Origin of the sequence: Eubacterium album, from assembly GCF_025336545.1 — a bacterium.
Taxonomy (GTDB): Bacteria; Bacillota; Clostridia; order Lachnospirales; family Lachnospiraceae; genus Eubacterium_U; species Eubacterium_U album.
The window spans coordinates 314,012-337,532 of sequence record NZ_JAODBU010000002.1 but is presented as its reverse complement, the minus strand read 5'-3'; the positions used below and the strand labels follow the sequence as shown (position 1 = coordinate 337,532).

The following is a 23,521-nucleotide window of genomic DNA, read 5'->3' as shown; positions in this document are numbered from 1 at the left end:
TTAATAATGTTTAACTAAAACTCCAACTAAATCGTCAATGGCAACTACGCCACATACTCTTGAATCGGCTGAATTATCTCTGTTATCGCCTAAAACATAAACATATCCTTCTGGAACAGTTATTTTTCCTGTAAAACTTTCTTCTTTGAAGTTTTTCTTCGAAACATAGGATTCTTTAAGAACTTCATCATTGAGAATAACTTCTGTTCCGTCTATTTCAATAGTGTCTCCTGCAACTGCAATAACTCTCTTAATAATTTCGCTATCTCCGTAATAAGTGTTTTTAAAGATGACTATGTCACCTTTTTCAACTTTATTCAAATTAAATTTTTTATAAAAAGTTACCTGTCCGTCATGTAATGTATTCTGCATTGATTTACCTGAGATAACATTAAAGCCGAAGAAACAACTGAATATGCTTGCAGCAATAACCGATATGATTACAGGAATAACTAAACTGTTAAAATAACGTAGTCTTTTGATTTTAGCATCAGCAACATGTTCGTCAATTTCATTGTTATCATTTTTTATTTTCTCAACTTTTTGTTCAATACTAATGTCTTGAGCTTTTTTAATTTTTGATACAAATTTAAGTTTTTCTAAAGCCATAAAATATCGTCCTTTCTTTTAAACGTAATCTTTTTGGAAAGTGTTTTATTTTGTCTGTTAATATATGATACAATTTTATTCCATAACAGAATGTCATTATTTGATTTCCCGGCAACAAGGCAATCAGATATGGTTTCTAAGTGATATGATTTTTCATATACATTAAGAAAAGCCATACATGACATATTCCCATTTCTGTATACTACCATATATAATGATAAATCGTAATCGTATTTTCTCTTTCGATATTCATTATAATCACCGAAAAAGAAACTACAGGAAAAATAGTTTATAAAATCAAATATTGATTTTCTGTCATACAATTTTACTGTTTGTTTGAAAAAATCATCACTGACATTTTCATAAAACTGAAGTCTCTTTACTGAAACCACACCTGAGTTGTTTTGTACAAGAAGTTGTATTGCCATATTAATCCGTATCTACTTTCTAAAAAAAACTTAAACCTGCTAAAGCAGCAGCTTTCTTTCGGTCACTTGCTGCTTTAGTAGAATTGTTGTTAATATTAATAGTATCTATGTCTAAGGACTTATCCGTGTCTTCAGAGGAATCCTTCTCATCATTTGAAACTTTTGATGCAGGTGTTTCTATTTTAGTATCTTTTATTATTTCATCTTTAGCAACTGTTTCAGTTGGAACATTGTTCTGCATAGCAGTTTCTTTAGATTTTACAAAAGGTGTAGAACTACTTAATGTAGTTGCTTTCATGGTAGCAACATCTAAGTTTAATTCAATGCTGTCTAAATCAAAAACATGATACTTTTGATTATATTCATACAATGCCTCAGCAACCATAACAGATTTACTACGAGGACTACACAAATTCAGAAACTTAATTGCATCAATTTGAAGTGTAGAATTTGGATTAAACTGCAATGTGAACTTGTTTGGAAATTTTTTTGTCGCCATTACATTTCTCCTTTTTCATTTTTATTCAGCAACGGACTGTTGAATTTCATAGCACTCTCTATAACCTTTAACGTTAGCCTTAATGTCGTCAATGAAAGATACATTTTCAGCTTTTATCAAAGGGCTTTTCATTATGTACGGTTTAAGTGTTAAAGCACCACCTCCTACGAAGATGATGTTAACTGTTTTTAATTCAATGTCCTTTTCAGCAAATCCTTCAAAGAATGTGTCTACAAAATCCTGAGCCATGCTCTGAACTGCATCCAACAATTGCTGATTACCATTAAGAAGTCTTCCGCCTAAAAGTCTGTCAATATCTCCTTCATCTAAAGATAAGTCAAAATTATCATTTGCCATTGTTGAAATCTTGTTATATAAAAGAATAATTCCTTTATTAAGAGAACCACAAACATCACGGTTTAGAATCTGATTTTCTAATAACAAATAATCCGCTGTAAATCCGCCTATATCTATAACAACAACTTTAGGATTCTTAGAAAAATCATAAGTATCAAAAGTTGTTACTGCTGCAGCATATGCTTGTGGATATACATATACATGATTGAACCGAATGTTGTATGTTCTGCTGTTATATTCAAAAGTTACATAATCATCACTTTCGAAGTATTCTTTATATTTCTTCGCCATTTTCATGTGTGCAGGTGGTAATCCGTGAAGTAAAGTCAAATTATTAGTGATGACCTTATCCGTGTTCCCCGCCTCTTTTAATGCTTTATCAAGTTCTTTAGCGACTGCGATGAGATTCAATATGTAAAAAGATTCATCAGTAGTTTTATCTTTGCAGTATTTAAGTCGTTGACCTGATGCATAATAATAGTTACCGTTGTATTTCAAAGCTGGTTCGCCGAATCCCACATTAAAAGGTGTCTTGTAAAGTGAAGTTGGAATAACTTCATTATCGGTTTTTACATTTTTGTTTCCTAAATCAATTGATATAACCATAGTTTTTTTTAATTAACGCAATTACCTGCGTTAGCTCCTTTCTTAATTATACTTAAATTATAACAATTTGATATTTTAATTCTTTCGTAAAAATTGCATAATTTTAAAATTTTTAAAAAATATTTTACAACTAATAAAGAGTTACACTGTCTATTAATTCCTGTGCATGATTTTTTAAAAATTCTGTTAATTCTTCATTGTATACGGAAGTTCCCCATAGAAGATAATCAAGAATATCCATTCCCTTGCGTTCCCAACGTCTATAAGTACGTTCACTAATTACCGAACTTAAATCTAAAACCTTGCTAATATCAGCTCTTATTTTAGCATTGCCACCTTTCTGACGAGAAACATATGTATGATATAAAGTCCAATATATTCGTTCACCATCAGGGTATTCGTCACGAATATATTTTAAGTTTGTTTCAATTATTGCCAATTTGTCTTGATAATACTTAACATCATCAACACATCCAATTAATTGAATGTCATCATTCAAATTAAGCCCCGCTTGTTTAACGCTATCAAGAAATTCTGTAATATTGCAATTATATTCGTTTTCAAAATATCGTCTTGCAACAATTTCATAATGTTTGGCTCTGAATGCAGTTGCTCTATATAGCTGCATAAGTAAGCGAGTGTCGTGATAACTCTCAGATGAATCATCTTTTACAATTACAATTCCGTTTTTACCCATAATCAACCTCCTAATTATATAAATCAGATATTTTTGCCTGATAACGAGTTAGGATATTTGGAATTAATACGTACATAATGCGTATTCTATACGTTTATAATACGTATTACGGCTTTGGTTAAGTAAAATGATTGAGTCAAAATCAATTTGTACTTTAATTTTATCCCTACCGTAATACATCCGCTTGCGCTTCAACCAATAAAGTATGCCCTTAATAGTCTTATTAAATGCATCTGTAAACTTATTCTTAAAACTTCCGTTTATACTTATTTCAGCTAAACATTCTTCATAATTTATACTTTCACAATCGTCATATTCAGTTTTGATATTAAAGTATGAATATACAACTGAAACATCTACGCTACACTGCTTTTCGGGAGTATTAGTAACAATTATACTTCCTAAGTTTTCAGGCAATGTTACGAATGAAATCAATTTAAGTTTGCACAACTTATTTACTTTTTCACTTATCGTTGATTTCGAAACACCAAAGAATTCAGAAATCATTGACAATGAAGTGATAGGTGTATTCGCCTTGCGTTGAGCATCATTGATGATTGCTACAGAATAAACCTCTGAGAGAGGTATAAATTGATTATTCTTTTCACTTAAAATCCAAAAATATAAATATAAGTCGCATAACGCAATACTGTTAGCCATTTTTGCAATTTTTGTAACTATTTTTTCAGAAACAAAGTAAAAACCATGATGAATATGTCTAATCATTTTTGTAGGTTTATTGCTTTTTCTAAAATCATTCACGTTATAGACCACATATCCTCTTTTAATGCGTGTGTATGTAATCAATTCCATTTTCTCCAGTTTTTTTAGCATTGAATACAATAAATGAGTGTCCCTAAGTCCTACATAATCAGCTAATTCTTTAGCTTTAAGACAGTTACCACCTACATTTACTTTGATTGTATCGTTACCTGTTGCTGATATATAGTCGCTATAAGATGCTAATGAAGCCAATGATAAATACAAATACAGATATGCATTTGAACCCGGCTTAATTAAGTCTTTGACTTGGCATAATAATGCACGGTCAACTTTACGCAACGGATAATATCCATGTTTTGTATCAGACTGTTGCTGTCCGCTAATGCTCATTGGCTTCATCTCCTTTCGATTGATTTTTTATGTGAGGTAAATAAGTCCTTATATATATAACAATGGCGAAAAAGGTCAAAAAGGGACACATTTTGAAAAAAAAATTAATTTTGTGAAATATGCACAACAAACGTAATTAAAATTTAGTAATTATTTTATGATACGAAATTTTAAATATTTTTGACTGAAATTTTGCTAAATTTTCAATAAATTAAGTATATCTAAAATAAAGATTTTCCCTCAGAGTAAAAAGAAATATTAAAAAAATATATATTATTATAATAATAGTAATTGCTCAGAAAGCCTTTGAAATAGCACTTTTCGAAAAATGTTTTCTTAAAAATCCGAACACCTTAATATATAAATTCGAACAGAAATCTTAAAAATCCGAACACCTCAAAATTTCAAAAAAATACGAAAAAAAGCAAAAATGCCACTTTTACGCCACTATGAGGGTCATTGAAGCGCCGTATTTTATCGGACATATTAATAACGTACATATAGTACAGATTGATTAAAGCAAGTTTCCGCAAGGAAGTTTGCTTTTTTTGTACCCACTTTAACTTTAACGACAAAACTTACGAAAGGAGGAAAAAGTATGAGTTTTAAATACGTGAAAAACAAGGTAGCAGATTTGAGAAAAACAGGGGTAACAGGTTTAGTTTGTGCAGGTGCTAGTGCATTAACAGTTGTAAATAATACAAGATTTACACATGCATTGACTATATCTGAAGCCGTTCAGAAATTCACAGAAAAATTTGAGGAATTAAGAGGAGCTTTAATGACATTCGCAACTGCTGCTGCTGGTGTTATGGGTATAATAGCATTTCTTTTCATTTTGTTTTCAAAAGATGATAAGAAAGCAGGTGCAGCATATGACTGGTTAAAACGAATTGCTTTAGCCTATATAGGTATTATGAGTATTATCGGATTAATAAGTATTGCTGATTCCTTTAAAATTTCAGAATAGTTGTTAGTCATTTAGATAAAGGTGATGCCATGTAGCATCACCTTTTTTAGCATAAGAAAGGAGAAAAATAAAAAATTGAATACCTACTTTGTATCAGGAGGTATCATTACTAAATTGTTTCAACTTCTGTTTCAATTTATTGCACAGGGCGCAGGGCAAATATGTCAGGGACTTGCAGGTGTAATGTTCAAGGCTATGAATTTTTTCATAAGTACAGGAGCAGATGGTCTTGTATCGGTAATTCTTAAGCCTGTTCTTGACTTCTCATTGAATTTTTTAGTTCCATTAGCAAAAGGAATTATAGTATTGCTTGTAATATGGAACTTAATTAAATGTATGTGGGGAAGATTTTCAAACTCGCAGGATAATCCTATTGAACTTATTATCAGGTTCATTATATTTTATGGTTTAATTCTATCAACAAGTTTCTTCATAAATTTTATTGGTGGAAACTTAGTTGAACCTTTATTATCCGCAACAGTTGAATGGACTAACACTGCAGAATATGAATCGGCAGGTTCAAGTTTAAGAAACGATTTGCAAAGTTCATGGAATTTGATTTCAGATTTAACGGGAAAAGAAGTTAATTCAAGTGATTACACTACACTTAATGATGATTTAAATGATACAGGAGATTCTTTTGAGTCTAATCAATCTCAGTCAACCGAAGCAGAAACAACAGGTAATGATAATGAGAAAAAGAAAGAAAAAGATGATGATACAAATTCAACTATATCATCAAGTGATGCAAGTTTGAGTGATACTGCATCTAAATACAATACAAAAGACCTCGCAAGTGACGCATTGGCAGGAGCTTTATTATCTACTCAGGCAGGCTTTTTCTTAGTTTTGCTAGGGATTATAATTTATGTTTTAATATATGGCGTTTTGGTATTACTGATAGCGTACAATGCTGTAGGTGTATGTTGGAAACTTATACAACGTTTAGTCGCATTTTATGTAGTACTGTATTGTGTACCACTTGCATTTGCAACGGCACCGTCAAAATCAACATCTAAGATATTTGAATCTTGGTGCAGAATGATTGCAGGCTATACTATAGCTCTTATTCTTAACATTGGCTTTATGAAGTGTGCGCAGGAAGTAATAACCAGAGGGTTCATATTGTCGGGAATGGTAGGAAACATCATCGGTAAGGCTTTTTGTTTTGGTGTTATTCTTGCTTTCATAACAATGATTAAGGAGCTTGAAAAGTATATAGATAAACTTGGACTTAATGTTGTTGGATGGACGAATCGCTCATTATGGGAAAGTCTTGTCGGCGGTTTTGCCCTTAAAGCAGGCACAAACCTTGTTAAAGGTGCTGCAGAAAGAACGAAATCTAACTTGCAACTTAAGGCTGCATCAATTAGCCTTGCAAGTACAGACAGTGCATCAAAGCCTATAACAGATATTCCAACCAATATTGAAGATGGTAAAAATCTTAACGAAAAGCTACAAGATGGTAATAAAAAGAATATTGTTCCTGAAGAAGATGGAATGTATGCATATGGCAAAGATGGAATGTTACATGAGATTAATCCTGATGCTGAAGCTGATGAAAACGGAATGGTTGAAGCAATGGATGGAACAAAAATTGATGCCGGAGCGGAAAGATTTGGAGATATAACAGATGCTAATATCCAACTTGAAGGCGCAGATGATGTAAGTCCATATGCTGCACTCGAAAGTGCAAACATTAATACTGTTCCAGACGAAAACGGCGAGTATTATATGAATCCTGATACGGGCGCACTTGTAAATGGAGCAGACATTGAAGAAAGCGATTTGTATGATTCGGATGGAAATGTTGTGGGCAAAGATTACGCAGGTAATAAATTCGCTAAAGTCGGAGACAGTCTTGTTAATATTGGAGACGGTCAAAAACATGCAATGGTTGGAAGCATTCAAAATGGTTCAGAATTTGCTAAAACTAAAGATGGCAAAAATGTTAACGTATCGGGTTGGACTGATTCTAGCGGTAAACTTACAGAATATGGCAAACGTCAAATGAAAAATTCAGGACTTGATTTTAATGGGTATAACGAAAAAGATGGTACATTAAAGACGTTTAACGCACAAAACAGCAAATATCTCGTTAATAAAGATGGAAATGGTAATGCAGGATATGTACATATGAACGGTAATTACTATTCATCTAAGGACTTAAGAAGATATGATGAAAAAGTTCCGGGAGGAGGTAAATATCTTAACCAATCAGGTATCAGATATACTTCTTACAATCAGAATATACAGGCGGATGGCACACAAACAGGTGTAAGGGAACAGACATTAAGCAATGGCAAAAAAGTATATGTTCCTTATAAGCGTGTACCATACAATGAACTACACAAGGATGAAATTGAACAACGTTCATCAAAAGGAAATGATAATTCTGCTGAAGGATGGGTTAACATTAATGGAGAAAGATTCTATGAATATGTTAACGGAGACCCAATTGAAGAAGGCATAATTAATTAAACAATGAGGTGCTTATTGATAGATAAGCACCTCTATATTTTTAGGAAGGAGCGAATTGCAATTGAGTGATGAACAAAAACAAAGTTCGTTAGGAAAGAAGGCGGCAGACGCTGCTAAAATTGTAGCCGATAAGAAGTTAGGCAAATATAAAAGAAAGATAATTGTTAAGGTTGCAAAATGGATAGTAGCCGGATGTACTGCTATCGCAGGTATTTGCGCACCCATTTTCGCATTTATATATCTTCCGTTAATTATCGTTCTTGCCGTAGTATCAATGTTCTCGAATCTTCAGGTATACAAGCAGGAATGCCCAGAGTTAGTCAGAGTTTTTCTGTCGGAGAATTATAATGAATTCGAAGAAAAAGTCAAATATTATTCTGAACAACCATATGTTAAGGAACAGATAGCAGGACTTGCCTTTGACAATGCTTATTATAATTTGGTTCTTGGTGGCTATGTAAATGCTGATACGAGCCAAATTATCAATAATGATTTGGTTGCATATAACGAAAAAAAAGACTCATATACAGTCAAAACTGTTATGGATAGCATAGAACAATTACGAAAAGATAAGGGTAATGATGTTTTATCAAAAATAACAATTAAAGATGATTATTTGTCGGGATTATCTTCATCTTCTTTGCCAGGCGAAGAAAATGTCGAATTTGAAAAGTGGTATCCCTCATTTTTCTATAATGTTCCCGCTTACTTTGCTTATCAGGGAACAGTAAACATAAGGACAATTTATTACCTAGGAGTGTCTAATTATGAACACAACGTATATTTTAGCGATTTATCCAAATTAAACGTACCTTATTCTGAATATATATCAAACATAAGAGATACTAGCGGAAATAAATTGGAGCTGTCAAAAGAAAAACAATCGTTGGTTTCAAATAAAGACAATTCCAAATATGGATTTAATACATCTAGTATATTGGTTTTCAATACTAAAAATAAATATGAGTATTTTGATAATAAAAATTTTTACGATGTTGCGGATTCAAAAATGGAAACATATGGAAATAGAATTGGAGCATCAAACACAACTGTAGATGAATGGAATGAAGTCTTGGCTGAGTACATTGCTAAGTATATTTACTATGTATACCCTAACAGAGACTATATTATGGATAAGTTTTTGTCAGATGATGCTAATGCTCAGGATTGCATGGAATTCCTTGCAAAATCGTACAAAGCCATTGCATCAGGTTCAGAATTGGAATATGCAATGAAAGATACATATACAATTCAAAATGGATACGTATATGGAGATAATACCGAAAATGTTGACGGTACAACTAAGATACAGTCAATTAATCTTAAGAAAATAAAACCTGAAAGAATTGAATATGCGTATCAGAATAGCGAAGGAGCATATGGAATGTATCAGGATATGTTTTTTGATACTTCCACTGTTACAAAGGCTAAAGCTGACATGGTTAAACAATTAGGCGAGTTACCAACTCAAACAGCGGATGGTACACTGCAAATTATGAATGCAACATATCAGGCTGATGTGGAATTGACATCAACAGATAGTAGTAAAGAAACCATAAAAAACGGAGCATCTATTGTATTAATTAATGGTCAGTTAAGAGTAACACTTAATAAAAATTGCAGAAAGCATCTAAAACAGGTGTATTCAGCTACCTTTAGTGACAGTTATATTTCTGAACAGGGCTGGTCTCAGGAAGTAATTGACAATCTTGAATATAAGGCAAATGGATTCAAAAAAACTATAGACATTAACGTTGAAACATTAAGCACAAGTACAGAAACAGTTACTTTAAACAACTCTGACGTTAAAAACGCTCTAAACAGTGTTTCATCATATAACGTCAATGGTACTACATTATTGGCATTTTTAGACGGAACTGTTAGTAACCCTAGTCAAGAACCATTAAAAATTCAATATAACGATAAGGCATGTTTTTCGTGGCATTTGGATGAAACAAGAGATGCAAACGGAGAAATTAAGTCTTACGATTATTCAATAGACGTGAATTTCCCAGATGCAGACAAAATTGGAAACAATGATTCATACAGAATTGCTCTTGGAATCGAAAAGCCTGAAGCCATTACTGAAGCATTTAAGTTGTTGGGATATGCAACGGAGCATAATTCTCTTGATGGAGTTTCAAAAGAAGTCGATTTTGACAAGATATTTATTAACAACAACAAGACGAAAGAAAATTATTCGTCGGACATCAACGAAACATACATAACCTCAAATAACCTTGCTGAACAGGTTATTGACCTCATATTTGGAGCAGAAACGGGAGGTCGTGCAAGTGGATATTTGAGTGCGAGAAATCCAATATCAGGTACAAGGGAAAAAACTATTACTGTAGGATTCGTTCAGTGGTATGGGGGAAGGGCGCATAACATTTTGAGAAAGATGTGTAATGCACAAAAAGATTTCGCAAAGTCAACACTTGGAGAAGCCCTGTACGATGAAATACAAGGGAATTCAGACTGGGTTAGCAGTTGCAGAATATTTTCATCTGCTGAACTGGATGCAATAAAGAAACTTCTTGCAACAGATACATCAAAAACCATTCAGAATGAGCAGGCAGTAATAGACATAAATGCCTACATAGATGAATACAAAAAGTATGGAATCACAAATGATAAACTGATTGCTTATTTGTGTACAATTAAACATCAATCCCCGGCAACTGCATTAACAATAATGTATCAGTGTATAAATCATTATGGAGATGCAGCAGCTTTCAGTAGTGCCGAGGATGGACTTGATTATCTGCATACTTTAACACTGAATAATGAGGTTACAAGCAAATATAGGTCACATAGATACATACCTGTATACAACGCTATTAAAAAATTGAAAACAGAAACAGAAGATGTATATGAAATGCCTCTTGCTTGGAATGATAATTGGAGATTTGAGGATGATTATGGGGATAGAACTCTTGGCGGAAGCTACGATTTCCACCAGGGCATAGACCTATCGGGAAAGGCAGGAACAAAAATATATGCTGCTAAATCAGGAGAAGTTGTGTTTGCCGGAATGGGAGTAAGCGGAAGCGGATATGGCGGATATGGATACTGTGTATGCATCTATGATGGTAAATACTATGCGTTATATGGTCATATGCAAAATTCTCCTAAAGTCAAAAAGGGAGACCACGTAGATGTAGGTCAACTTATAGGATATATGGGAGCAACAGGTCAGGTAACGGGAGTTCACCTACATTTTGAAATAATGAAAGTAAACACCGGAGTTCATAATGCAGAAACAACCATAGACCCTGTAACGCTTATGAGAATTATACCTGATTTATTGAATAAGCATGGATTAGGTAATCAGATACCTTCATATGATTCAATCATAAAAAATGCACTAAAAACAGAATAATAAATGAGAGAAGCGTAGTTTTAAACTGCGCTTCTTTTATTGGAAAGGAAGAAAAATAAAAGATGGATTATAACAAGCGAAGACGAAGAATACCCGGAAACTTCAATTATTGGGGAAATAAAATTCAAAATTTTGTTGAAACAGCCTTAATGGATGGGCTTTGCATATTTATTATTTTTAAACTAAGTCTGGGATTTGAGGTGTCTATTTATCTTGGCTTAGTACTTATTCCTATAACTGTATTTGGAATAGTTGGTCTAAATAATCAGAGTTTATTAACGGCGTTATTTAATTGGATAATGTTTATGAAAAATAGGCGTGTTTTAGAGGAACCTGATTCTGAATACCGTAAGAGAAAAGATAAGGCAATGATAAAGAAACGAAGAAAGGAGAGAAAGTAATCATGGCAAACCAAAATAAACAACTTAAAAAAATGGCAAAAAAGGCGCTGAAAAATGATAAAGTATCGAGAAAACAATCAAATAAGTCCGTTAACGAAATTGGTGAAAGACTTCAGATTGCAAGGGCAAGATTAAACACTATTCGAAACAGTTCGGGAAAAAGAGAATTGGAAAATATAGAAGATGAAGCACTTTATCCTTTAACTCTTGCATCAAATTATATTCCGATAAAGAACATTCAGAATGGAGTTATTGAAACAACGGATAATCGTTTTCTTAAAATATGTGAAGTTGAACCTGTTAACTTTGACTTAAAAAATGAGCATGAGCAGGAAAAAATAATTAGTTCTTTTGAAAAATATTTGCGTATAGCACCTAAATCATTTCAAGTTAAATGTCTTTCTCGAAAGGCATCTGTAGACAGGATGATAAGCGAAATTCAAAAATGTAAAGTCGAAGAAAAATACGAAGACGTTAAGGAACTTTATGACAATCAGATTGATTTTATTAAAAAAACAGCAAGAAACGAAGCAATTTCACGTAGATTTTTCGTCACTTTTGAATATGAAAGTGAATCAAGGGTTGAAGCAGGAAATAGAAAAAAAGCTGAAAGACAATTATATGATTATGAAGAAACTGCAAGAAAATACTTAAAAACTTGCGGAAATACAGTATACGAAACAAACGAAAAAAAGAATCACGAACAGGCTAAGTTCATATATGACATTTTGAACAGAAATAAGGCATTTGATATTCCTTTTGAAATAAACATAACGGATGTCAGACAACGTTACTTAAGCCAAAATAATAAGATGGATATATCAAGCATTCCGATTAGAGATTATGTATCACCTCAGAGTATTGATTTCAGGAATAGTCGATATGTAGTAATTGATGGAACGTATTATTCATTTATGTTTCTGCAAAGTAACGGGTATCACGAAAATGAATTCTATGCATGGTTTTCAATTCTGACTAATCTTGGTGAAGGCATTGATGCAGACCTATTTGTTAGAAAGTATGACAGAGAATTAATGAAAGACAAAGTAGCAAGAAGTACACGAATAAATAAATTGAGACTAAACGATACTAATGCAGAATCTCAAAACACAGACAATCTTACAGTGTCGGTAGATTCAGGAAACTTTATAAAGGAAGGCTTAAAAAATAATGAGGATTTCTATTATGTAAATACAATGATAACAATTACTGCTGAAAACTTGGAAGCTCTTGAATATAAAGTTAAGGAAGTAAAGAAATATCTAAAGACAAACGAATATGGAATAACGACATGTGTTAATAAGCAGGAAGCAGCATATAACTCTTACATGCCATTTAACACAATAGACAAACAACTTGATAAACAATCTAAACAAAATGTTTTAACTAAAGGATTGTCAATGTTCTATCCGTTTACGTCATATGAAATGTCGGGCAATGGTGGAGTAATGATAGGAACAGCAGAAAATTCCGCACTTGTTAGTTTAGATAACTTCAACAATCATTTATACAAAAACGCAAACATGGTCATTCTGGGAACCTCTGGTGCAGGTAAAACTTACGATTTAAACATTATAGCATTAAGACAAAGGCTTATGCATATTCCGGTATGTATCATAGCACCACTTAAGGCAGAAGAATTTGCTAGAAGTTGTGAAAAGGTTAAAGGTTCATTCATTACAATTTCTCCGGATTCTTCAAATTGTATTAATATCATGGAAATAAGACCAAAATCTGAAAGTAACAACAAATTCATAGATGGTGAAATTGTTTCTGAAAGCAGTTTGTTGGTCGAAAAAGTTCAGGACTTATTAATTTTCTTCGCATTGCTTGTACCTGATATTACTTATGAAGAAAAGCAGTTGATAGATGAAGAGATTATAAACACCTACAAAGATTTTGGAATTACTCACGATAATAAGAGTTTATACAACGAAGATGGAACAGTTAAGACAATGCCTATTCTTGGAGATTTGTATGAAAAGTTGATGGGAAATGCAGATACAAAAAGAATAGCCAATATATTAAAAAGACTTGTAACAGGGTCAGCTAAAACATTTAATCAACAAACTAATGTGGATTTAAATAATGAATATACAGTAATAGATATTTCAAGACTGACAGGAGATTTACTTGTCGTTGGAATGTTTGTTGCTCTTAACTATGTGTGGTCTAAAGCAAAAGAAGACCGAACAAAATTAAAAACAATCATTATTGATGAGTTGTGGAAATTATTAGGAAGCAATGAACTTGCAGCCGAATATGTTTTAGAAATTTTCAAAATCATTAGAGGTTATGGTGGAAGTGCAATTGGAGCAACACAGGATTTAGGAGATTTCTATTCTTTGGCAGGTGGAAAGTTTGGAAAAGGTATTATAAACAACTCAAAGATTAAGTTCGTGTTGCAGCTCGAACATGATGAAGCGTGTGTAGTTCAAAAAGCACTTAATCTCAATGATAACGAAAGAGACAAAATTGAGTCTTTCGAAAGAGGAACGGCTATGTTAATTGCAAACAATAACAATATGATTGTTAACTTCAAGGCAAGCCCATTAGAACATAGATATATAACAACAAGCAGAACAGATTTAGAGAAAATTGCTATGGAAGAAAAAAGAAAAATGGGCGCTTAGAAGCATACATAATAGTAACACGTACACAATGCGTATTGTATGCGTAATCAATACGTATATAACACGCATACAATACGTATTTAATACGTATTAGCATTTAGAAAGGAGTGTAATGCCGATAAAAAGGGCGTTACGAAGAAATAATATGACAAAGGTAATGGTACATGAAGATTTAGAAAAGATAATTTTTGCATTAAAGAGATTCGGACAGATTACAGTAACTCAGGCGATGGATTACTTTGATATGGAAGAAGTTGTTGTTAGGGCAAATTTCAAATATGCCGTGAAACAAAAGTATGCAGTAGCAAGTGAAGAAAATGATGCAGTTATATTAAACAGTATTAATTCAAAGAAGTTTAATAAAAAATTGGATAGAGCAATGACATTATTAGCTGAAATAATGAAAAATGTGGAAATTGACTTAAATAATGTATTTCCACAGGTAAATGAACCGTTTCAGTTATTTGTAAGTGTTGGGGAAGATATTTACGATATTTTATATTTTGAAAAAAATAATGATAAAATGCTTTCAAATATTGTTAATCGTACTAATAGTGATGGGAAATTCTTTGTTATAGTTGAAAATCCCGGTCAGAAAGAAACTATTACATTCACGAATAACAATAAGGCATTAGGATATTATCTTGTTGATGAAGAAGGAGTGAAGACTATTGAATAATATTAAGCAGGAAAGTGTAAAGATGATTACCCTACTGCGGGAAATTATGAATTTATCAACAGACATATATGATTATGCTGAAATATACGACAATTTGATGTATTCAAGCGACCCATTAAGAGAGGGTTATATTGAAGAATGTAAAAATAAACTAACTGATTCCTACGCAAAAGTGAAACAACTTGAAAAAATCACAGTTAAAAACCTTGATGAAATAATATCTAATGAAGATGACATTGAAAGAAAATATAAGGTAAATTTAGCAAAAAAAGAGTTGTATCCTGTAAAAGTAAAAAGTAAAGCTGGTATCATAAGTTTCATCTACAATGATTTGATGCTACATAGAAATACTCCTGTTAAAAGAAGCATGTATGAAAGTAGCACAATAACGGAAGGTAAGGCTTTTATGTTAAAAAGAGGAATCACTGAACCGCTGAAAAAAGCATTTGTATGCTATGAGCATATATATGCGTATGATGTTAATGAGCAGATAATAAGAGATAACGACAATTACAATGCTTTAGAACAAAAGCAGTTGTTGGATGCAATTGTAACAATCGGCATGTTGGAAAGTGACAGAGGGGAAGACTGTCAGATAATGAATATCACGACCAGAGGTGACGAAACAAAGACAATAATTCATATAATTCCATATCATATGGTAAATAGATTTTTAAGACAGAAATATAAGTATCAGCAATAAAAAAGTGTTGATAAATAACGTTTACTTAAGGTGTTGACAAATCGCCAAAAACATAAAGCGAAAAAGTCAACACCAAAAGTTAACAATAATTTCCTTAACTTTAAGGGTTTCCGATTAAAAATGATACGCAAAAAGTACCGTTATTGTATTCAGTAGGGTAAATTATTGCGGAAACCTAAACGGTATCAAAAAAAGGAGTGATAATTGAATGAAAATAGATAATAAATACAGTAACGCAAGCAAAATATTAATCTATTTGTATCTAAGTGGAGAAGTCCGATATGAACATACAAAAAAGATTATACAAAATTCAGGCGTTCTAAAAACAGAAATAAACAGGCTAAAGAAAAGAGGATATATAGAAAAGCGAAAACCCGAATTTGGAAGCTCTATATATCTAACAGAAGATGGTATAAGATACGTAGAAGAAAAATTTGATTTGTATTCTGCAAACAGTCCTGTAGGCGAACTAAGATATTCTGTAGTAAAAAAAGTAAGAATGACAAGTAGACAGTTAAGGGGAATGAACATAATAGCCTTTGGTAATACTCAAATAGAAGTAGCAGAAAAAATACCAACATTGAATGAACCTAGAAATGAATCCATATACATAGATACTTTCAGATTGAAAAAGGAGTTAGGACAAGAAGTTAAACAGGCAAGAGTGAATGGAGTATGCATAACGAAAGATGAAGTATATAAAATATATGGAGTAGACGGACAATTTAAAATGCTAAAACCAATAGAACAAAGATTTATAGACAGACTTAAAAATAAGAAAATGGATGGGAACCCGGCACAACGAACCATTAATGAAATTGTACTAAGTAGTAATGAAAAAACTTTAAAAGCAATTATGAGTACAACAAGAGAAAAATCTGATGAAAAATCATCGTTGTATTATATAAATTCAAAAGACACACATAAATATTACGTTCCATTTAAAACTTCTGAGTTTCAACTAAAGATTGCTACATCTAAAGAAAATCGAAATAAAATTCTAAACGCATTAAACAGTGAATTAAATAGCGATATGAAAACAAATTGGTTTGGAGTTGTAGATAATCAGTTTTACATGAACTTAATAGACCTTAACATGGGAAATATTAAGAAAGTAATGGAATGTAATAAACATTCACCTGAAAGAATAGTTACAATCGTATGTTTGGAAGAACAAAAAGAAATGTTGGACCAAATATTTGAGAAAGAGAATAGTTATATACTTTTAGACCGAAAACAGGTTGAAGACATTATAGAAAAATAGAAAAATAGTCCGGGGCGACACAAAAGGAAGAAAAAAGAAAATAAAAATGAAAGAAATATGAAGTCGCCCCATTATTTGGAAAGGAGAAAATATGCGTAAGAAAAATAAAATGAGCAAAGAATATCTTGAAAAACTGGAAAAATACAAAATATTAAAAGAAAGCGTAGGCGGGGCGACACAAAAGGAAGAAAAAAGCGAAGAAAATGAAACAAAAAAGAAGTCGCCCGAAACCATAGACGTAGAATATAAAATAAAAAATTATGTTCATGCAGAAATTCCGGCAAAAGAAAGTGAAAATTACAAAAAAAAAGAAAATGAGAAATTATGGGAAGAAAATGGAGAGAAAAAAAGTGAAAAAACAGAAACCGAAGAAAACGAAACAGACAATGAAAAAATAAATAACGAAGAAAAGAGCAATGAAACGAAGAAACCTGAAATCAAATCGAGGGTTTCTTTTTTTGTTGACAAAATCAAAGACAAGAGAAAAGAAAAAAGAGAAGAAAATGAAAACGAAGAACTATCAGACAAAATTGTAAGAATTGTTCGAAGTTCAAGCGTTCAAGTTTGTTTTCTTGGTATCGCTTTAATATTGCTGCTTTCATACATATATGGAATGTTTGGGAGCCTCGTTCAAGGAAAAATATCAGCAAGTATTGTGAGAAACGTAGGACTGGCTCTTCATCGTTCAGGATTCAGAAAGTTTTCAGTTTTTGCAATAGTAGGCGTAGCGGCGTTGTCGTTAATCATAAAAAGACAAGAAGGAAAAGCAGGAAATAGTGACGATAGAAACTTTGAATTTTCAGAATATGACCATTACGGAACTTCAAAATGGATGACAGATGAAGAAAAAACAATATTGCTCGAAGAAAAAGATAGTCTAATGGAAATGTCAGGTCTTATATTTGGAATAGATTTAGATACTGGTAAATATGTAGGACTTCCAGTCGATAGCAAATTAAATCGAAACATAGCAGTTTGTGGTTCGCAGGGAAGTACAAAAAGTGCATCGTATGTTAGAAACTCCATTATACAGTTAGTTAAAAATGGACAAACAGTAATCGTCACCGACCCAAAAGGCGAAATGTATAGAGATACCGCAAAGTATTGTGAAGATAATGGATATGTTGTAAAACAGTGGAATTTGAAGGATTTGATTTCATCAGACAGTTGGCATTGTCTTGGGGATGTTGATGAAGACAATATTAACACATTCGTAGATACCGTTATAAGAAATACCACTGATAAGTTTGACCATTTTTACGATAATACTGAAATGGATTTACTTAAAGCACTGTGCCTGTATATTAAATTGGACGAAGATATTCCTAAAGAAGAAAAAACATTCGCAAAAGCATATCAGATGATTCTTAATAATGATGTTTCAGAATTAGATGCAAAATTTGATGCATTAGAAGAAGATAATCCGGCAAAACAAGCGTACAATCTTTTTTCTAAAGCTGATAAAGTAAAAGGAAATGCAATATTGGGATTGGGAACCCGATTACAGACATTGCAAAACAAAAAGTTACAAAAGGTAACAGGTTCTGAAGATATAGATTTAGAGCTTCCTGCGAAACAAAAATGTGCATATTACATAATTACATCAGACCAAGAGAGTACATATGATGTTTACTCAACTCTTTTCATTGCATATCTTTTCATTAAAACGGTAGCATTTGCTGACAGACAACAAAACGGTAAAACAATAGTTCCAATACACTTTATGTTGGATGAATTTCCAAACATTGGTGAAATTGTTGACTTTAAGAAAAAACTTGCAACAGTTAGAGGACGTGGAATTGGAATCAGCATTATTTTTCAAAATATCCCTCAGATGGCAAACAGATACCCAAACAATCAGTATCTTGAAATTTTGGGTGGCTGCGACATTCAGCTTTTCCTTGGTTGTAATGATGAAATGACAGCTAAGTATTATTCCGGAAAAACAGGAGAAGGAACAATTGATGTTGAAACAAAGAGAAAGAATTTAAAAACATTGCGTGTAACAGATTATACTTCAGACTTTGCACAATCGGAAGGATTAGGAAAGAGATTGGTTCTTACGCCTGATGAGGTTATGCGCCTTAGAGAACCGACTGAGGAAGACCCGTTTGGTCAGGGATTGTTGTGGGTAGGCGGCAGCCGTCCACTTAAAATTAGAAAAGCAATGTTTTGGACTCATCCTGAAAGTAAGAAGTTTGAAAAAACAATTGCATCACAACATATTCCAAAATGGGTTTATGACTTAAAAGACAAAACAAACTTTAAGACAAAATATGGTGGACTATATGAAATTGGAATAATACCTGATAATTTTAAGGATACATTTGAAGCATGGGAGAAAGAGGCACAAGAAGTAGAAGCTAAGAAAATGGAACAACTCCAATTAAATAGAGAAAATAAAATTGATGTAAGCGGTAGCAGTATACCAATAAAGAGGACATCAATTGAAAATAAAAACGGAGCCGTAAATGTGAAACAAAATATTATCAGTTCAGGCAACCAAAACCAAAACGTGAAACCAAATCAAGAAAATGATAATAGTGAAACAGTTAATAACATAGAAAATGACTCATCAAAAGAAAATGTAAATCCTATGGAAAATCTCAATTTAGGAACCGCTATAAAACAGGAAGAAAATGTGACTCCAACAGTTACAAAATTTAAATTCGGTGCAAAACGAAGAAGTTCAGAAACAAAAACTGAAGAAAATGAAAATAAAACAATTGAGAATCAAGAAAATGAAACTAAAAATACAGAAACAAGACAAAGAATAAATCAGTCTGAAGTGAGCATTGACGATGTGATGAGCAGTCTGATTAAAAAATAAGCGAGGAGATTAACATGAATTTAAAGGAATACGTAGAAAATACATTTAATATACAGTACCCGGAATACAAAAACAAACTAAAGGTATTAAAGCAAGAGCCTGTAGATGATGATATTATGGTTACGGTTGTATATGAACAAATATCAAGCAAGGTTCAGTTACCAAAAATTGAGGAATTTAAAGGAACGGAAAGAGAAGTATTGATAGTTGCAAGACTTGCAATTGTTTTTGAAAATATTACGGAGGTATACGGAAAGTCTTTGGCAGAAAACGAAATTTTATTGTTGAAACAACAAATAGAAGACAGAATCGAAGAAATATCCAAAAAAACAAAAGTTGAACCCATAAGTTTAACGAGAGATATATCAAAACAAATAAACGAGTTAGAAAAAGAATTTGAAACGGAAAATTAAATCTTGACAAAATTTCATTATCGTATATATTTCGTATAAAGATTGATGAAGCGTTAGCCAGAGGATATAACAAACGTCAGTTTTTAAATTACAATTAAATATTACAATAATGCACAAGAAGAAGAGAAGCCTATACTGAGGTTTCTCTTTCTTTTGTTTCAAGAAAGGAGAACATATGAAAAAATTTTATTTTACTTTTGGTGATTGGGATAAGTTTCCGTTTCAAAATGGTTATCTCATAGTTGAATCGAAAGATATAGCTGAAGGAATAGCAGAGTTTCGAAAACATCATCCCGATATAAATGAAGGTACAGTCAATTGTTCATTTATATATAATGAAGAGGAATGGGAAAAGGAAGGACTTGCGCTTAAGTATCCGGGTAAGCCATTAAAGATATACAGAAGCGTTGAAGCTGAAAACCTTTTTCTTAAGCAGTTATTGAGAAAGTCAGTTGATGGATTATGTATGGTTTCTAAGGGAATGTACTTCGACTATACCGATAGTTATGTTTCAAAAATATTAGGAATAAACATAAGCGAACTTAACGAAATAATTGGAGAGGAATAAGGAAGATGAGAGTATTGTGCAAAATCAATAATGAACCTACAGTAGTTGAAGCGGTCGTAATAGGCTATGATATTCATATTGTAGGTGAAGAAGGTGGCATGTATGTTAAAACAAGAGATGGTGAAATATTAATAAACGTTAATCTTACAAGAGATGAATGTTCAGATATATGCATGAAGGCTGCATCATATGGCTGGATAGACATAACACAACATGGCAACATGATGGTTGGTGAGATGATTGAATAAAAACAGAAAGAAAGAGGATAAAAACTCTGAAAGGAAAGAAAGGCTGCGTTTAGTGCGTAGCCTTCTAATTTTTTAGGAATGGAGAGTTTAAGAAAATGAAAATCTACTTACGAAATTTAGGAACAATTATAACCACAACATTAGCATTTCTGCTTTTCAATTGTGGTTTAATGAAGTAAAGAAAGGACAAGTTTTATGGTTCAAGAAAATAAACCAAAAAAAGTAACCAGAGATGAATATTTTGAGATTGTCAAAAACTCAGGAAGAGTTCCGGCTAAAGACGAATATGAAATTATTCCGTTAGACCTATCAAGATTTTCGTTAGAAAAAATTACCAAGAAAATAGTAAATGCAAATTTCACAAACGTAATAGATGAAAATAGAGAAACCATTACGTTGTTTAGTCACATGAGTTTAAAAAGGGAAATGGAATTTGCTAAAAGATGTAACTTCAGGAATGTCATCATGGAAGCATATCTTGGATATGCATATTCAGATGAACAGTTGGCGTTTCTAACGTATTGCGAAGAAGACACAATATTATATCTGTTTACAGACAAGGATAAATACGAAAGGAACAGAGATAAGACAATCAAAGAGATGGAGGAATGAAGAATGAAAAGTTTAAGTCATGCAAAAAGGCTTACTCAGTGCTACGAAAGTGGCAATGTGTGGTGTTATTATGACGCAGACGCAACAAATAGTTGTGGATGTGGAAGTAACTGTTATCATTATGAATACGATGAAGACGAAAACACAATATATGGAGTCTGTAACGGATGCAATAAAGAGATATATAAGGTAGCACCAGAAGATACAGACAAATGGTTAAGTGAAGGAAAATGGTTAAATAAATAGATAGAAAGGAATCAATATTATGAACAACACAGAAAATTTAAAGAATGTAGAAGAAATAGTGAAAATTTTAAACGAGAAAATACCACAGTTTAAATGTACTTATGAAACGGAGCCGGAACTTGTTATTGTGGCATCAAGAGAAGGCTTTGAAAAAATAAAATATAAGTTAGTTAATTGTGAGAAAAAAGATATTTCTAACAGTGATAGAATTGCAAACGAAATAGCAATAATCATTTTGTTGGATGCAGTAAAACAGAAGAAAAAAGGAGATAAAGAATTTCTTGCTCCAATAATAAAGCGTTCAGCAATTTTGGACGATGAGTTACCAAAACTTCTTGCAAAGTATTTCAAAGCAGAATAAATCAAGAAAATAAAAACAGTAGCCGTGATATACAATTGAGGTTACTGTTTTGCTATAGAAAGGAATTATATGAATAAAAAAGATAAGGACATCATCATTAAAGTTATTAAAGAACTTGAAAACAATATAATTGGATTGAGCTGCGAACTAAAGTCTGGCATTGATGTTGTTTCAATAGAATGTAACGTATGTTTTGGGAACAAGAACATAGAAACGGAAGTTGATGTTACACAGTTCATAGGTCGAATAAATGAAGAAAACAGCGAAGATTTACAAATTTTTATTCTGAACAAGTTAACGGATTATTCCAATAAAATACGTAAAGATTACATCAATAAAATACGTAAAAATAATAAAGGAAATATAGAAGAGATTATTTTCTCATTGGTTAATCCAAAAGGAAATGAAGAAAAACTAAAGAAAGTTCCACATTTTTATTTTCTCAACTTGGCAGTTACTTATAAAAAAGTTAAAAGAAAGGCAATAAAAATTAAAGATAACAAAGATAATATAATAGGTTATTCATTCAGTGATGAAGACATATCAAATGAAATGATGAAAGAAATGAAAACTGATAAAGAAGAATTGTATCGCATGGCAAAAGAAAAAACCAAAGATTTCTTGGAATTTGCAGTAGATAAACACGTACTTGGTGACATCAAAACCGGAGAAGTTTTAACGTTTTACTCAGTTTATTCCCAGATACCGATGTTGCCGACATTTGGAGCAACAGCATTACTTTATCCTGAAATCTTCAGAAAAATTTCAGAAGTGGAAGGTTCAAATCTTATAATCCATGCAAAGTACTCAAATGAGCTAATCGTTCATTCAGAAAAATGTAAAGTGGATGTTACTGAAATTTATTACAATTTACTGAAAAAAGAAGACAATAACATCAGAGAAAGACTAACAGACAGTAAGTACTATTATAATCGTGAAACTGAGCAGATTAGTATGCTTGGTTTCTTCAAGTTATAGAAGGAGTTGAGAAAATGAAATTTTATCACGCAACAACGGAAGAAAATGCATTGAAAATAGTTAGAGATGGAAAAATTAAAATGTCGGCAGAAGGAGCAGTATTTGTTTGCAAGAACCCATTGGACGCATGTAAGTTTTTGGTTATCAGAGGGATTGAGAAAATAATAGTTTTCGAAGTTGACCTTGACGAAAAACGCATAGTGGAATCAACAGACCACTCAGAGGATTTCTTCCAATGCAAGGCATATATGTATAATGGAGAAATTGAAATTAAAAACGAAACACCAAAATGGGAATATAATTTTCCTAACAAATAAAGACTACGCCCTACCTTTTCCAAATGGAAAGTGGTGGGGCTTTTTTCTTTTTATGTTCTTTTTATTTCATATAAACATCTTTTTTATCTCATTTGTAATACGTATACAATACGTTTTTAACACGTA

Annotated in this window: 23 protein-coding genes; 17 read left to right on the top strand and 6 right to left on the bottom strand. The window is 32.2% G+C overall.

Annotated elements, in window-relative coordinates; all coding sequences use genetic code 11:
* The 6 genes from lepB to N5B56_RS01850 all read right to left on the bottom strand — a co-directional run bounded on the left by lepB (position 1) and on the right by N5B56_RS01850 (position 4,309).
* Positions 1-609 carry a signal peptidase I gene (lepB, locus tag N5B56_RS01875; RefSeq protein ID WP_260978272.1) on the bottom strand — a complete coding sequence of 203 codons (609 nt, stop codon included), beginning with the start codon at positions 607-609 and terminating at the stop codon, positions 1-3.
* Positions 600-1,037 (bottom strand): hypothetical protein, encoded by a 438-nt coding sequence (locus tag N5B56_RS01870; RefSeq protein WP_260978271.1) that lies wholly within the window; start codon positions 1,035-1,037, stop codon positions 600-602. Before N5B56_RS01870 ends, lepB begins: the two co-directional genes overlap by 10 nt.
* Positions 1,038-1,056: 19 nt before the next feature.
* Positions 1,057-1,536: a hypothetical protein gene (locus N5B56_RS01865; RefSeq protein WP_260978270.1), complete on the bottom strand. Its 480-nt coding sequence runs from the start codon at positions 1,534-1,536 to the stop codon at positions 1,057-1,059.
* 21 nt (positions 1,537-1,557) lie between these two features.
* On the bottom strand, positions 1,558-2,499 hold the full coding sequence (locus N5B56_RS01860; RefSeq protein ID WP_260978269.1) for a ParM/StbA family protein: 942 nt from the start codon (positions 2,497-2,499) through the stop codon (positions 1,558-1,560).
* A 130-nt stretch (positions 2,500-2,629) separates the two neighbouring features.
* On the bottom strand, positions 2,630-3,196 hold the full coding sequence (locus N5B56_RS01855; protein WP_260978268.1) for a hypothetical protein: 567 nt from the start codon (positions 3,194-3,196) through the stop codon (positions 2,630-2,632).
* A gap of 63 nt (positions 3,197-3,259) precedes the next feature.
* Positions 3,260-4,309: a hypothetical protein gene (locus tag N5B56_RS01850; RefSeq protein ID WP_260978267.1), complete on the bottom strand. Its 1,050-nt coding sequence runs from the start codon at positions 4,307-4,309 to the stop codon at positions 3,260-3,262.
* A gap of 598 nt (positions 4,310-4,907) precedes the next feature.
* On the opposite strand from N5B56_RS01850, the gene N5B56_RS01845 reads away from it, so the two are divergent.
* The 17 genes from N5B56_RS01845 to N5B56_RS01765 all read left to right on the top strand — a co-directional run bounded on the left by N5B56_RS01845 (position 4,908) and on the right by N5B56_RS01765 (position 23,395).
* Entirely contained in the window at positions 4,908-5,279 is a 372-nt protein-coding gene (locus tag N5B56_RS01845; RefSeq protein WP_260978266.1) for a hypothetical protein, read from the top strand.
* Positions 5,280-5,354: 75 nt separating this feature from the next.
* Positions 5,355-7,760: a TrbL/VirB6 family protein gene (locus N5B56_RS01840; RefSeq protein ID WP_260978265.1), complete on the top strand. Its 2,406-nt coding sequence runs from the start codon at positions 5,355-5,357 to the stop codon at positions 7,758-7,760.
* A gap of 61 nt (positions 7,761-7,821) precedes the next feature.
* A complete protein-coding gene (locus tag N5B56_RS01835) occupies positions 7,822-11,142 on the top strand; it encodes a M23 family metallopeptidase (RefSeq protein ID WP_260978264.1) in 3,321 nt (1,106 codons plus the stop codon).
* A 62-nt stretch (positions 11,143-11,204) separates the two neighbouring features.
* Positions 11,205-11,543, top strand: coding sequence for a hypothetical protein (locus tag N5B56_RS01830; RefSeq protein WP_260978263.1), 339 nt, complete (start codon positions 11,205-11,207; stop codon positions 11,541-11,543).
* Positions 11,544-11,545: 2 nt separating this feature from the next.
* Positions 11,546-14,176 carry a VirB4 family type IV secretion system protein gene (locus N5B56_RS01825; RefSeq protein WP_260978262.1) on the top strand — a complete coding sequence of 877 codons (2,631 nt, stop codon included), beginning with the start codon at positions 11,546-11,548 and terminating at the stop codon, positions 14,174-14,176.
* 112 nt (positions 14,177-14,288) lie between these two features.
* Entirely contained in the window at positions 14,289-14,855 is a 567-nt protein-coding gene (locus tag N5B56_RS01820; RefSeq protein ID WP_260978261.1) for a DUF5697 family protein, read from the top strand.
* Positions 14,848-15,558: a DUF6100 family protein gene (locus N5B56_RS01815; protein ID WP_260978260.1), complete on the top strand. Its 711-nt coding sequence runs from the start codon at positions 14,848-14,850 to the stop codon at positions 15,556-15,558. The genes N5B56_RS01820 and N5B56_RS01815 overlap by 8 nt, the downstream gene beginning before the upstream one ends.
* Before the next feature lie 208 nt (positions 15,559-15,766).
* Positions 15,767-16,822, top strand: coding sequence for a hypothetical protein (locus N5B56_RS01810; protein WP_260978259.1), 1,056 nt, complete (start codon positions 15,767-15,769; stop codon positions 16,820-16,822).
* A gap of 91 nt (positions 16,823-16,913) precedes the next feature.
* Positions 16,914-19,652: a VirD4-like conjugal transfer protein, CD1115 family gene (locus N5B56_RS01805; protein ID WP_260978258.1), complete on the top strand. Its 2,739-nt coding sequence runs from the start codon at positions 16,914-16,916 to the stop codon at positions 19,650-19,652.
* Between the two features lie 14 nt (positions 19,653-19,666).
* Entirely contained in the window at positions 19,667-20,065 is a 399-nt protein-coding gene (locus N5B56_RS01800) for a hypothetical protein (protein WP_260978257.1), read from the top strand.
* A gap of 175 nt (positions 20,066-20,240) precedes the next feature.
* Complete coding sequence (locus tag N5B56_RS01795; protein ID WP_260978256.1) at positions 20,241-20,633, top strand: hypothetical protein; 393 nt, start codon at positions 20,241-20,243, stop codon at positions 20,631-20,633.
* A gap of 5 nt (positions 20,634-20,638) precedes the next feature.
* A complete protein-coding gene (locus N5B56_RS01790) occupies positions 20,639-20,881 on the top strand; it encodes a hypothetical protein (RefSeq protein ID WP_260978255.1) in 243 nt (80 codons plus the stop codon).
* A gap of 195 nt (positions 20,882-21,076) precedes the next feature.
* A complete protein-coding gene (locus N5B56_RS01785; protein WP_260978254.1) occupies positions 21,077-21,493 on the top strand; it encodes a hypothetical protein in 417 nt (138 codons plus the stop codon).
* Positions 21,494-21,496: 3 nt separating this feature from the next.
* On the top strand, positions 21,497-21,739 hold the full coding sequence (locus N5B56_RS01780; RefSeq protein WP_260978253.1) for a hypothetical protein: 243 nt from the start codon (positions 21,497-21,499) through the stop codon (positions 21,737-21,739).
* Between the two features lie 19 nt (positions 21,740-21,758).
* Positions 21,759-22,100, top strand: coding sequence for a hypothetical protein (locus N5B56_RS01775; RefSeq protein ID WP_260978252.1), 342 nt, complete (start codon positions 21,759-21,761; stop codon positions 22,098-22,100).
* A 69-nt stretch (positions 22,101-22,169) separates the two neighbouring features.
* The gene (locus N5B56_RS01770) at positions 22,170-23,078 is read left to right on the top strand and encodes a DUF5688 family protein (protein WP_260978251.1); all 909 of its coding nucleotides are present in this window, start codon (positions 22,170-22,172) and stop codon (positions 23,076-23,078) included.
* A 14-nt stretch (positions 23,079-23,092) separates the two neighbouring features.
* Positions 23,093-23,395, top strand: coding sequence for a hypothetical protein (locus tag N5B56_RS01765; protein WP_260978250.1), 303 nt, complete (start codon positions 23,093-23,095; stop codon positions 23,393-23,395).
* The last annotated feature ends 126 nt before the right edge of the window (positions 23,396-23,521 follow it).